Source organism: Paenalcaligenes hominis, assembly GCF_041359055.1.
Taxonomy (GTDB): Bacteria; Pseudomonadota; Gammaproteobacteria; order Burkholderiales; family Burkholderiaceae_B; genus Paenalcaligenes; species Paenalcaligenes hominis_A.
In genome coordinates this window covers 604,621-617,472 of sequence record NZ_JBGJKZ010000002.1, presented here as the reverse complement: position 1 = coordinate 617,472, position 12,852 = coordinate 604,621, and the positions used below count along the sequence as shown (strand labels likewise).

The following is a 12,852-nucleotide window of genomic DNA, read 5'->3' as shown; positions in this document are numbered from 1 at the left end:
CTGGCACGGTCGGGCTTCTGTCCGGCCGAATCAAACAATCGTGCTATGTATGAACTGACCCCAAGAAGTTGGATATGTATCCAACCTTTTGGGGTCTTTTTTATGGCTTAATGCTGAGTGCAGAATTAGTTAAAGGGTTGGTCGCGAATAAGGCCGACTGCAATGCCTTCGAGAGAGAACTCGTCTTGGTTTTGGATAATAATGGGTTCAAAGTCGGGGTTTTCAGGAAGTAATGCAATTTTTTTGCCCTGACGTTGTAAACGCTTAACCGTGACCTCGTCACCAAGACGAGCCACAACGATTTGACCGTTGCGTGCTTCGGAGCTGCGTTTGACCGCTAAGAGATCGCCCTCGAGTATGCCGGCGTCGCGCATGCTAAGGCCGCGTACCCGTAGTAAGTAATCGGGGGTTTGGGAAAAAAGTGAGGGCTCGACACCAATTTCGCGCTCGATGTGTTCGGTGGCTAAAATAGGATGGCCAGCAGCAACCCGCCCAATAATAGGTAACTGGTAGTTTTGGGTGGGAGTTGGGTTATCGACTAAGAGGCGTATACCACGTGATGTACCCGAAACCAATTCGATGGCACCTTTACGCGCTAACGCTTTAAGGTGGTCTTCGGCTGCGTTGACGGATTTAAAACCAAAGCGTTCTGCAATTTCAGCACGTGTGGGCGGAAAGCCGGTGCGTTGAATTTCGCTACGAATTAAGTCGAAGATTTGTTGTTGGCGGGCAGTAAGTTTCACGGCTATGTCATTGACTGGGGTTATATACAGTTTTATTGTCAACGATCTACAACTAAAAAGCAAGAAAAACCGGCGTAAGAGCCGGTTTCACTTAGCTCAGCGGTTAATTAGCTCTATTGCACAACACGGGCAATCGCAGCAGCGACGGTACTAAGGTTTTGTTCGTTAAGTGCAGCTACGCAAATACGCCCTGTGTCTAAGAGATAAATGGCGTCCTCGTCGCGCAACCGTTGGGCTTGGGCTTGACTAAGACCCGAGTAAGAAAACATGCCTTGTTGCTTTAAGATAAAGGACATGTCTTTTTGTACCCCGTGTTGAGCCAGTTGGGTGACAAGCTGATGACGCATGCTGTGAATGCGTTGGCGCATGTGACTGAGTTCGGCCTCCCATTCGGCGAAACGTGCTGCATCGTTAAGCACTAGGTTTACAATTTGAGCCCCATGGGTGGGCGGGTTGGAATAGTTGGTGCGCGCCATGCGTTTTAATTGACTTAAAACTTTGGGACTTTCTTCGGCGCGCTCAGTAATGACAGTTAGCGCACCCACGCGTTCGCCATACAATGCAAACGACTTGGAAAACGAAGAGCTAACTAGCATAGGGATGCCTTGGTCGGCTAAATAACGCACGGCTTTAGCGTCCTCATCTAGATCCGCGCCAAAGCCTTGATAGGCAATATCCATAAACGGAATGAGCTGTTTGGCTTTTATGACCTGTGCAATACGTTGCCATTGTTCGAATGTGGGATCGATACCGGTGGGGTTATGGCAACAGGCGTGAAGTACCACTATGCTTTGTGGATCTAATTGTTCAAGAAACTGCAGCATTCCCTCAATATCGAGGCCATGGTTTTTCTCGTCGTAATAAGGGTAGTCCACCACGGGAAATCCGGCTTTTTCAAATAAAGCGCGGTGGTTTTCCCAACTAGGGTTGCTGATAGCTACCACAGCATTAGGCACCACATTTTTTAGAAAATCAGCGCCTAATTTTAATGCACCCGTGCCCCCTAGGCTTTGAATAGTAACTGTACGCCCTTGATGAATGGCCGAAGCGTCCCTACCTAATAGTAAGTATTGCGCGCCCATGTTGTAATGGTGGATGCCATCGATGGGTAAATAGCCTCGGGCGACGCTTTGTTCCGCTAAAAGACTTTCTGTTTTTTTGACCACATTTAACAGTGGCATATGACCTTGTTCATCGTAATACACCCCTACGCCTAAATTAATTTTGTTAGGTCGTGAGTCAGCTTGAAATAGCTCGTTGAGTCCTAAGATGGGGTCGCGAGGAACTTGAGTAACGTGAGAAAACAAGGTATTCATAACAGATAACAGAAATTGCGCTAAGAAATAATGAGATAATAAGAGTATCTATCAATCTGGGTGACGTATGCAAACCTTTACACCGCAATTCGTTCAGTATCCGAATAGTCCGTTTCAACTTTATCAACCTTATGCTCCGGCTGGGGATCAACCAACGGCGATTGAGGCGCTTAACGAAGGTTTGTCAGACGGTTTGATGTATCAAACCTTATTAGGGGTAACGGGTTCGGGTAAAACCTATACTATGGCCAACCTTATTGCACGCAGTGGTCGGCCTGCTATTGTGTTGGCACCGAATAAAACGCTAGCGGCTCAGTTGTATGCAGAGATGCGCGAATTTTTTCCTAAAAATGCGGTTGAGTATTTCGTGTCGTATTACGATTACTATCAGCCCGAGGCCTATGTGCCATCGCGTGATCTTTTCATCGAGAAAGACTCGTCTATTAACGAGCACATCGAGCAGATGCGTTTATCTGCGACGAAAAGCCTACTTGAGCGCCCAGACACCATTATTGTGGGGTCGGTCTCCTGTATTTACGGTATAGGTAATCCTGCCGATTACCATGCGATGGTGCTCACCTTGCGTCAAGGCGATGAAATCGGTCGTCAAGAGCTGTTAGCGCGCCTAGTAGCGATGCAATATGAGCGTAACGATACTGAGTTCGAGCGTGGCATGTTCAGAGCGCGGGGCGAGATCATCGATATCTTTCCCGCTGAAAATGCAGAACAAGCTTTGCGTGTTACTTTGTTTGATGATGAGATAGAAAGTCTGGCTTTATTTGATCCCTTAACTGGCAAGGTACTGCAAGAAGTGGTGCGCTTTACCGTATACCCAGGCTCTCACTTTGTGACACCGCGTGAAACAGTATTACGTGCTATTGAAACCATCAAACAAGAGCTCAAAGAGCGCTTGGCGTATTTTATTGATCAGGGTATGTTGGTCGAAGCACAGCGCCTAGAGCAGCGCACGCGATTCGATTTGGAAATGATGCATGAGCTTGGTTTTTGTAAAGGAATTGAAAACTATTCGCGTCATTTGTCGGGGGCAAAAGCTGGCGATCCACCCCCTACCTTGATCGACTACTTGCCTAAAAATGCCATTATGTTCATTGACGAGAGTCACGTCACCATAGGGCAAATCGGTGGTATGTACAAAGGTGATCGCTCGCGCAAAGAAACGCTAGTGCAGTTTGGCTTTAGATTGCCTTCAGCTTTAGACAACCGGCCATTAAAAATGGAAGAGTTTGAACAGCGCATGCCTCAAACGGTGTTTGTTTCAGCAACCCCAGCCGTGTATGAACAAACTCATGCTGACCAGGTTGTAGAGCAAGTTGTGCGTCCTACGGGCTTGGTTGATCCCGTGGTCGAGGTGCGTCCAGCTACTACACAGGTAGATGATGTGTTTGGCGAAATCACTAAACGGGTCGCTGTAAAAGAACGGGTGCTCATTACAACCCTAACTAAACAAATGGCCGAAGACCTGAGTGCGTTTTTGGCGGAGCACGGCGTAAAGGTACGTTATTTGCATTCTGATATTGATACCGTTGAACGTGTAGAAATTATCCGTGATTTGCGTTTAGGGGTATTTGATGTGCTTGTGGGGATTAACTTATTACGAGAGGGGTTAGATATACCCGAGGTGTCGTTGGTGGCTATATTAGACGCCGACAAAGAAGGGTTCTTGCGCTCAGAGCGTAGTCTTATTCAAACCATTGGCCGTGCCGCGCGCAACCTAAAAGGGCATGCTATTTTATACGCAGATCGTATTACGGAATCCATGCGTAAAGCCATGGATGAAACGGAACGTCGTCGAGAAAAACAACTGCAGTTCAATATTGATCATGGTATTACGGCGCGTGGTGTTAACAAAGCCGTGCGTGATTTAATTGACGGCGTGTTGGCTCCTGCTCAGGCGTCCTCATCCGAGCTTGCCGATTTGGATTTTGATCTAATACGTGATGAAAAGGTGTTGGCACGCGAATTAAAACGCCTAGAGAAACAAATGATGGATCAGGCCAAAAATTTAGAGTTTGAAGCTGCTGCTCAAACCCGAGATCAGTTACGTCGTTTAAAAGATCAAGCACTACTCAGTTGAGTTTGCGCTTATAAAACAAAATGCAAAAAAAGTGCTTAATACCTTACTGAAATAATGGGTATTTGTTATACTGGACTAAATTAGTCGGGTATGAGGCCAATCCCTCGCCAGCAACAGCTTCTCTCAAGGAACAGATTATGCGTTTAACCACTAAAGGACGTTTTGCCGTCACGGCAATGATAGACTTGGCTCTGCGACAGCAAAGTGGGCCAGTAACCTTAGCCAAAATTAGTGAACGTCAAAGCATCTCCTTGTCGTACCTAGAGCAATTATTCGGTCGTTTGCGTCGTCACGAGTTGGTCGATAGTACACGCGGCCCCGGTGGTGGGTACAGTTTGGCCCGTTTGGCTCGACATATTACGGTGGCTGATATTATATTTGCAGTTGATGAGCCTTTAGATGCAACCAAATGTGGTGGCAAAGGTAATTGCGAAAAAGATGAAAATGGTAACCGTATTCAATGCATGACTCACGAGCTATGGGCCACATTAAGTCGTAAAATGGTGGATTACTTAGACTCGGTCTCACTACAAGACCTCGTTGATCAGCAGCGTATGCGACAACTCGAGGAATCCGTACGCCAACAACAAAGCAGTCAACACCCTACACATCGTATTACACCCGAACAAGCGACTTGTTAGATTTTTATTGGAGTTGGTTTTGTCTACTACCTATCCCGTTTACTTAGATTATGCCGCCACTACGCCTTTAGATTCTCGCGTCTTAGAACAAATGATGCCATGGTTAACGACGCAGTACGGCAACCCGGCTTCGAATACACATGCTTATGGGTGGGATGCCGAAGAGGCCGTAGAGCGGGCGCGGGCGCAGGTAGCTGCGTTGGTGCATGCGCACTCACGTGAAATTGTTTGGACTTCAGGTGCGACCGAGTCCAATAACCTGGCTATTAAAGGCGCTGCTTTAGCCTATGCCGATAAAGGCAAACACTTGATTACCGTTAATACCGAGCACAAAGCGGTATTAGATACCTTTGCCTATTTAGAAAGCCAAGGCTTTGAAGTCACCTATTTGACTGTTAACCCAGAGGGGCTAATCACACTAGAACAGTTGCAGGCAGCTATACGCCCTGACACAACGCTGGTGTCAGTCATGGCGGCGAATAACGAAATAGGGGTTATCCAAGACTTAAAAGGAATTGGTGCAATTTGCGCAGAGCACGATATTCTTTTTCATATTGATGCCGCGCAAGGTGCTGGTAAAATAGATTTGGATGTGGATGCCATTCAGGCCGATCTGATGTCATTTTCTGGTCATAAGCTTTATGCACCCAAAGGTATTGGTGCGCTTTATGTTCGTCGTAAACCGCGTGTACGTTTAACTGCACAGATTCATGGCGGTGGGCACGAGCGTGGCTTTAGATCAGGCACCTTAGCGACTCACCAAATTGTTGGCATGGGGGCCGCATTCGAGTTTGCACAAAAGGAAATGGCCTCAGAGCAAGCGCGCATTCAACAAATGCGCGATCAGTTTTGGCATCAATTACAGGCCGAACTGCCAGGTGTGCACCTCAATGGCTCATTAGCACAGCGCCTACCCAATAATCTGAATATTAGTTTCGAAGGCATCGAGGGAGAAGCCCTGATGATGTCGCTAACAGGCCTAGCTGTCTCCAGTGGCTCTGCTTGCACCTCAGCCAGCTTAGCCCCGTCTTATGTGCTGATGGCACTTGGACGCTCACCGCAGCTAGCCCATAGCTCTTTACGAATAAGTTTAGGTCGTCAAACCACTCAACAGGATCTGGATACCGCTTTATCTGAAATTGTCACTCAGGTACGACGCCTACGTGCGTTATCGCCCGTTTGGCAAGGCGAGTCCGACTTGGTAATGGCTCATTAAAGGATAAATGATGTATTCTGATACTGTACGTGCACGTTTTATGCAGCCTCAGTTTGCAGGCACCCTTGAGGGGGAACAGGTTTTGCAAGCTCGCGTCGGAGCACAAGAACAAGGGGCTGTGATGGAGATTTATATCGCACTGGATGCCCATCGGGTACAAGCCGCGCGTTTTAAAGCATACGGTTGTGGGGCATGTATTGCAACGGCTGATTATTTATGTGAGCTATTGGTGGGTATGCCTATAGATCAACTAGAGCAATTTGATACACAACCATTGATAGCCGCCTTGGACTTAACTGGCATTAAATTACATTGTGCCTGGCTAGCCTCCGAGGTCACTGAACAATTATGGCTTGCTTGGCGTCAGCTCGAAGCAAGCCTAACACATTAAGAGGTACATATGTCTATTACACTAACGTCTCAAGCTGCTGAACACATTAGCAAGCACCTTGAAAAGCGTGGCTCGGGCTTAGGCCTACGTTTGGGTGTACGTTTGACTGGGTGTTCAGGCATGGCTTATGAGGTCAACTATGTGGATGAGGCCGCAGAAAATGATCATATCTTCGAGGACCACGGCATCCGTGTATATGTAGATCCGCGTAGCTTGCCGTTTGTTGACGGCACCCAAATCGATTACGAGCGTAAAGGCCTTAGCGCTACGTTTAAATTCCGCAATCCCAATGAAAAAGCAGCATGCGGTTGCGGTGAGTCTTTTACTGTTTAGGCTTAACCACTGGTGTTACTAAAAGCTGATTACCCCTCTAAGCAGGTAATCAGCTTTTTTATTATTTTTCACAGAAGGGCTTTTTATGTCTAAGGCAGCGACTAAACGTTATCTAGAAGAGCTAACAGAAGGCGATCGTTATAAAAGTGGCAGCCATGTATTGGATGCAGAGCAAATTATCAGTTATGCCAAACAGTTTGATCCTCAAGTCTTTCATACTGATCCTGTCTTAGCTCAGCAAAGCTTTTTTAATGGCTTAGCGGCCAGTGGTTGGCATACAGCAGCTATTACCATGAAGCTCTTAGTAGAAAGTATTCCTTTTGCAGGCGGTTTAGTTGGGGCGGGTTGCGAAGTAACGTGGCCCCAAGCTACACGTCCTAGTGATCAGCTGCATGTAGAGTCTGAGATCATTAGTATTACGCCATCGCGTACAAAAAAAGACCGTGGTATTGTTTTGCTTGAGTCCTTAACCAAAAACCAACACGGCGACATTGTGCAGCGTATGCTATCAAAGGTTGTAGTGCGTCGTAAAAATATCGAGCTTTAAAAAAAACAGCACACTATGTGAAGCGTGCTGTTTTTATTTATCCAACTACATGTGTTAATCGGCGCGGCGTAGATGTGGGAAGAGAATCACATCACGGATGCTAGCGCTATCTGTTAACAACATCACTAGACGATCAATACCAATGCCGCAACCGCCTGTAGGAGGCATTCCGTATTCTAAGGCACGAATATAGTCGGCATCAAAATACATGGCTTCTTCGTCGCCTGCGTCTTTGGCTTCAACCTGAGCTAGGAAACGAGCCGCTTGGTCTTCTGGGTCGTTAAGCTCAGAGAACCCATTGGCTATTTCACGACCCGTAATAAAGAGTTCAAAACGTTCAGTAATAGCAGGGTTATGGTCGGATGCACGGGCCAAAGGAGAGACTTCGACGGGGTAATCCACAATAAAGGTAGGATGCCATAGTTTGGCTTCGGCTGTTTCTTCAAACAGAGCCAATTGCAATGCACCAATGCCAGCATGCAGAAATGCGGGAGCATTAATATCGACTTTTTTGCGAGTGAGCTCGGCTTTAAGAAAGTCGATATCGTTTAGTTGCTCGGTGCTGTAATGGGGGAAGTACTTTTGAATGGCTTCAACAATAGTGAGGCGGTCAAAAGGTTGGTCTAAGCGCAATGCTTCGCCCTGATAAGAAACTTGAGCCGAACCACAAGCCGCCACGGCTGCGGAGCGGACTAAGGTTTCAGTAAAGTCCATTAACCAGTGGTAGTCCGTGTACGCCGCGTAAAACTCCATCATGGTGAATTCTGGGTTGTGACGTGGGCTGACACCTTCGTTGCGGAAGTTGCGGTTAATTTCAAACACGCGCTCGAATCCACCTACCACTAAACGTTTTAAATACAGTTCAGGGGCAATACGCAAGTACATTTCCATATCGAGCGCATTATGATGGGTGACGAAAGGCTTAGCCGCTGCACCCCCTGGAATAGGGTGCAGCATGGGGGTTTCGACTTCGAGGAAGCCGGCTTCTATCATGTGCTGACGAATGCTGTTGATGGCTTTGCTGCGTGCCAAAAACGTAGTGCGTGTGTCCTCGCTCATGATCAAGTCTACATAACGTTGACGGTAACGCAGCTCTTGATCTGCTAAGCCATGAAACTTGTCAGGCAAGGGGCGTAGTGACTTTACCAGCAAGCGAATTTCGTGTGCTTTGATGGAAAGCTCGCCTTTGTTGGTTTTAAATATTTCCCCGTTTACGGCTAGGATATCGCCGATATCCCAGGTTTTAAATTGCTCGTAAACGTCTTCGCCTAGGGTGTTTTTATCTAGGTAGATTTGGATGCGGCCCGAGCTGTCTTGGAGTGTTGCAAAGCTGGCCTTGCCCATGACACGCTTGAGCATCATGCGACCGGCTACACTGGCTTGGTGAGGGGTGGCTGCTAGCGTTTCTTTGTCTTGACCATCGTAGAGTTGGTGTAATTGTTGGGCATGGTGCTCAGGCTGGTAATCATTTGGATAGGCATTGCCATGCTCGCGTAACGCGGAGAGTTTAGTGCGGCGTTCTGCGATCAGATGATTTTCGTCAACGTGAGTTGACTCAGTAGTAGAAGTCATGAGTAAAACAATTAAAAATAATGGCGAATATCATCGATGGTTTTAGTACCAAATGTCTCATTCGCAAGATAACGGGCAATCTGTTCAGCGGTAAAGGCCGCTGAGGCAAGTTGTTGATTTTGGTGAAGCTGAATAAAACGCTCGCGATTAGGAAAGGATTCCGGCTCGGTTTGGCGAATGTCAGCTTGCATGTCGGTATCGACTACCCCGGGCGCTAAAGCCACCGCACGGACTTGAGGGTGTTCGAGTGCTAGGGTTTGAGTGAAATAGTCTACCGCAGATTTGGTTGCGCCGTATACGCCCCAACCAGGCACGGGCCCACGTCCTGCCCCAGAGGAAATATTCAAAATGCGTCGATCTGATTGAGTCGGAGCGTGTGTTAGGAATGCAGCACTAAGGCTGATTAGACTACCGACATTTAATTGTAGCGCGTGCGCGATGGAATAGGGGTCTGTCAACTGATGGGACTGTGCCATAGGCGCGACGGTCCCTGCGTTGTTAATTAACCAATAAGACTGGGCCAGAGGGTGTGCTTGAAGCAGCTCGCTAAGAGCCTGGGCTGCGTGTGCGCTGGCTTGGGGTTGTGCTAGGTCGGCTTGAATAAAATGATAGGCGCAATTATGAGCATGACAATGGGCTGCAAGCTGGGCATTGTTGCTGCGCGCAATACCAATGATAAGACGTTGTGGCTGAGCAAGGTGTTGCGCTAATGCAAAGCCTAAGCCGCGGGAAACCCCCGTAATAACGATGACCTCATTAATCAATTTAGATTCCTTGTTTGAGACTGGCTTCAATGAATGGGTCTAGATCGCCATCTAGTACACGTTGTGTGTTTGAAATTTCCACGTTGGTGCGTAAGTCTTTAATACGGCTTTGGTCCAACACATAAGAACGAATTTGATGTCCCCAGCCTACATCACTTTTGGAGTCCTCTAGCTTTTGTTGCTCGGCCATGCGTTGACGCATTTCTAGCTCGAACAGACGCGACTTTAGCATTTGCATGGCTTCAGCCCGGTTGCGGTGCTGAGAGCGATCGTTTTGGCACTGCACCACAATACCGGTGGGTTCGTGAGTTAAGCGCACAGCAGAGTCTGTTTTGTTAACGTGCTGGCCCCCAGCACCACTGGCGCGATATGTGTCTACCCGTAAGTCGGCTGGGTTGATTTCAATTTCAAAAGAATCATCGACCTCAGGGTAAACAAATACGCTACTAAATGAAGTGTGACGGCCGTGATTAGAATCAAAGGGGCTTTTGCGTACAAGACGATGCACGCCCGTTTCGGTACGTAATAAGCCATAAGCGTACTCGCCTTCGATTTTAAGGGTGGCCGATTTGATGCCTGCGACCTCGCCATCAGATTGCTCAAGAATTTCGACCTTAAAGTCTTTATGCTCGGCATAACGCACGTACTGTCGTAAGAGCATAGAGGCCCAGTCTTGGGCTTCGGTTCCGCCAGCCCCCGCTTGGATATCCAAAAAACAATTTAGGTTGTCAGCAGGGTTTGAGAACATGCGACGGAATTCAAACTCTTCGATGCGCTTTCCTAGCTGTTGGCTGTCAGATTCAATAGACAATAAGGTGTCATTGTCATCATCCATAGCGGCTAATTCAAATAGCTCTTGGGCATCGACTAAGCCTTGATGGATTTCATCTAGGCCATGAACCACTGTTTCTAAGCTTTTTTTCTCACGCCCAAGATCTTGAGCGCGTTCGTGATCATCCCAAATATGGGGGTTTTCAAATTCGGCATTTACTACGTGCAAGCGGTGGGCTTTTTCATCGTAGTCAAAGATACCTCCGCAATTCGAGGGTGCGTTCGAGGTAGTCCTCGAGTTGGGCTTCGATTTGGTTGATGTGTTCTGATTCCATCTGCGTATCCTGATTAACAATTTGATTTATTGTGTATTCCCACTATTTTAACGAATTTTACGCTTTATGCCGAAAATGCGTGTGGGGATCAGTGTAGAGCGAGTGGGACCCTAGAGTTAGGGGATACATCTTGCGTTTTTTGTGAGCTAAATGAAAAACAATCAATTAATTGATGCAAGGCTTGTACTTGATTTAGCTGGGCTGTGGTTTCATGTGCGGCTTGGTCCATTAGTCTCAGTTTTTGATTTGTAATACAAGATAAGTCGGTGACGGTTTGATGCATATGGGTGACTTGCTCTTTTTGCTCTGTAAAACCATGTGCTACCTGCGTCATAATGGCTTGCACCTCATTCATAGTCAATGTCATTTTTTCATTAAAGGTATGAGCTTGTTGTGCAGAGCAGCTGCCACGTTCTATTTGCTCAACGTTGGTGGTGATTAAGCGCTCAATATCTTGTGAGGCTTGTGCTGAGCGCAGTGCGAGCTGTCGCACTTCCGCAGCAACTACCGCAAAGCCTCGGCCTTCTGAACCAGCGCGCGCAGCTTCAACGGCGGCATTTAATGCTAATAAATTAGTTTGAAATGAGATGGTCTGTATTAGCTCAATTATGCCGCTGATTTGTTCGGTGCTTTGCTGAATGGCTTTCATGGCTTGAGTCATTTGGGCCGAGCTTAGGCTTCCGGCCTGCATAAGCTGCGCAGCCTGTTGGCTTAATTCATGTGCTTGAGCAATTTGCTGGCTTTGATTAAAAATATTTTGAGCCAGCAACTGGCATGTATGCTCGGTCTTTTGCAGTTGGTGATTTTGTTTTTCGCTTAACCCACGTAGGTCGCTGTGGTTCTGGACTAAACACTGTGAGGCGTCCTGTAAATCATCACTATGCTGATGTACGGTGCTTAGAGTGTGCTGCAAGCCCGTCCCAATCCCATTTAATGCATGCAGTAATTGCCCTAATTCATCTTGACGTTGATGTGTAATATGGGCCTGTAAGTCGCCTGCAGCAAGGCGACGGGCTTGTGTCATGCTTTGGCGTAGGGGGTGGCGAATTGATCCATAAAGCCGCCATAAACCTAATCCACTGCCTAGCAGCATGAGGCATAAGCTGATCAGAGCCAAAAGATAAGCACTCTGGCTTTTACGAGTGGCCTCATTCACATCAGCATCTACTCGTTCGCGTTGGCTTTGGTTAATTTTCGCGAGTAACTCGCTGAGTTGATGTGTGGTGTTTTGGTAGCCTTGATTAAATAGCAGCGCTTGCGCCATTAACGTGTTGGGCAAAGCAATACGTATGGTGCCGTCATCTTCTTCTATTTCCCCTGATGCAATGGCTAGGGCGTTTTTCTGGGCAACGCTTAATTCAGCGGCCAAAGCATAGGCTTGTTCGAAACCTTTTTTCTCTTGTTCGGAAAGGGGGCTGGCATGAATTAAATAGCGCAAGCTTTGAGGGTGCTCGAGTGCCTCATGAAATACATGCGCGTAGTGTTCGTAACGCTGTTTGAACTCAGGCTGCTCACTTGAAACAAAAGCCATGGCATCGCGGGCCATGGCTTCGGTAATGGAGCTGAATTCATTGATACTATGTGCCACTTGATAACGAGTGGCTTGAGCCTGTTGCAACTGGGTGATAGTACGCGTTAAATGGTGGAGAGCGCTGTACGTAAGTAGAGCAAAAACGACAAGCAGAGCAAAATAAACAATAAAACTGCTTTTAATCGTAAAGTGCGTTTTTGACATGAAACCAAACCATAATAATAATGCAAAATAGGTAGGTTATGGTTACATTTTTATGTGACAGCAGCATGTCATAGCGTTCAGAAAGGAACGCTAGCAATAATTAACGGCGACGACGATGGTTGCTAGCACCAGCGGGGGCATTGTTGTTGCGCTTGGGCAAGTGACGGAAAGTAATGCGACCTTTGGTTAGATCGTAGGGGGACATTTCTAGGGTAACTTCATCACCAGCTAAAATACGGATATGGTGACGACGCATTCTGCCACCGGTATAAGCAATCACAGGGTGACCGTTTTCTAATACCACGCGATAACGGGAATCGGGTAATACTTCAGTAACTGAACCGTGCATTTCCAATAATTCTTCTTTTGACATAATAAAGTCCTTTTTAAATT

13 protein-coding genes are annotated in these 12,852 nt (G+C 47.2%); 6 read left to right on the top strand and 7 right to left on the bottom strand.

The window, feature by feature from the left end:
- Window positions 1–125: 125 nt before the first annotated feature.
- Window positions 126–749: a transcriptional repressor LexA gene (gene lexA, locus ACBP46_RS06845; RefSeq protein WP_371016061.1), complete on the bottom strand. Its 624-nt coding sequence runs from the start codon at window positions 747–749 to the stop codon at window positions 126–128.
- 107 nt (window positions 750–856) lie between these two features.
- Window positions 857–2,059 carry an amino acid aminotransferase gene (locus ACBP46_RS06840; RefSeq protein ID WP_371015985.1) on the bottom strand — a complete coding sequence of 401 codons (1,203 nt, stop codon included), beginning with the start codon at window positions 2,057–2,059 and terminating at the stop codon, window positions 857–859.
- A 67-nt stretch (window positions 2,060–2,126) separates the two neighbouring features.
- Here ACBP46_RS06840 and uvrB point away from each other — a divergent pair, with 67 nt between their 5' ends.
- The 6 genes from uvrB (at window position 2,127) to ACBP46_RS06810 (ending at window position 7,282) form a co-directional block, all read left to right on the top strand.
- Window positions 2,127–4,154, top strand: a complete 2,028-nt coding sequence (uvrB, locus tag ACBP46_RS06835) for an excinuclease ABC subunit UvrB (protein ID WP_371015984.1) — start codon at window positions 2,127–2,129, stop codon at window positions 4,152–4,154.
- 137 nt (window positions 4,155–4,291) lie between these two features.
- Window positions 4,292–4,795, top strand: a complete 504-nt coding sequence (gene iscR, locus ACBP46_RS06830; protein ID WP_371015983.1) for a Fe-S cluster assembly transcriptional regulator IscR — start codon at window positions 4,292–4,294, stop codon at window positions 4,793–4,795.
- 19 nt (window positions 4,796–4,814) lie between these two features.
- Window positions 4,815–6,011 (top strand): IscS subfamily cysteine desulfurase, encoded by a 1,197-nt coding sequence (locus ACBP46_RS06825; RefSeq protein WP_371015982.1) that lies wholly within the window; start codon window positions 4,815–4,817, stop codon window positions 6,009–6,011.
- A 7-nt stretch (window positions 6,012–6,018) separates the two neighbouring features.
- Complete coding sequence (locus tag ACBP46_RS06820) at window positions 6,019–6,402, top strand: iron-sulfur cluster assembly scaffold protein (protein WP_371015981.1); 384 nt, start codon at window positions 6,019–6,021, stop codon at window positions 6,400–6,402.
- Window positions 6,403–6,411: 9 nt separating this feature from the next.
- Window positions 6,412–6,735, top strand: coding sequence for a HesB/IscA family protein (locus ACBP46_RS06815; RefSeq protein WP_371015980.1), 324 nt, complete (start codon window positions 6,412–6,414; stop codon window positions 6,733–6,735).
- An 85-nt stretch (window positions 6,736–6,820) separates the two neighbouring features.
- Entirely contained in the window at window positions 6,821–7,282 is a 462-nt protein-coding gene (locus ACBP46_RS06810) for a MaoC family dehydratase (protein ID WP_371015979.1), read from the top strand.
- 54 nt (window positions 7,283–7,336) lie between these two features.
- Here ACBP46_RS06810 and lysS read toward each other — a convergent pair whose 3' ends face one another.
- The 5 genes from lysS to infA form a co-directional block, all read right to left on the bottom strand.
- Window positions 7,337–8,854, bottom strand: coding sequence for a lysine--tRNA ligase (gene lysS, locus ACBP46_RS06805; protein ID WP_371015978.1), 1,518 nt, complete (start codon window positions 8,852–8,854; stop codon window positions 7,337–7,339).
- 11 nt (window positions 8,855–8,865) lie between these two features.
- Complete coding sequence (locus tag ACBP46_RS06800; RefSeq protein WP_371015977.1) at window positions 8,866–9,618, bottom strand: SDR family NAD(P)-dependent oxidoreductase; 753 nt, start codon at window positions 9,616–9,618, stop codon at window positions 8,866–8,868.
- A gap of 1 nt (window position 9,619) precedes the next feature.
- Window positions 9,620–10,724 (bottom strand): peptide chain release factor 2 gene (gene prfB / locus ACBP46_RS06795; protein ID WP_371015976.1). Its coding sequence is split into 2 segments (ribosomal slippage): window positions 9,620–10,642 and window positions 10,644–10,724, totalling 1,104 coding nucleotides; the frame shifts between segments, so codons are not numbered across the junction.
- A gap of 88 nt (window positions 10,725–10,812) precedes the next feature.
- A complete protein-coding gene (locus ACBP46_RS06790; protein WP_371015975.1) occupies window positions 10,813–12,459 on the bottom strand; it encodes a methyl-accepting chemotaxis protein in 1,647 nt (548 codons plus the stop codon).
- Window positions 12,460–12,559: 100 nt separating this feature from the next.
- Window positions 12,560–12,832: a translation initiation factor IF-1 gene (infA, locus tag ACBP46_RS06785; protein ID WP_371015974.1), complete on the bottom strand. Its 273-nt coding sequence runs from the start codon at window positions 12,830–12,832 to the stop codon at window positions 12,560–12,562.
- Between the last annotated feature and the right edge of the window lie 20 nt (window positions 12,833–12,852).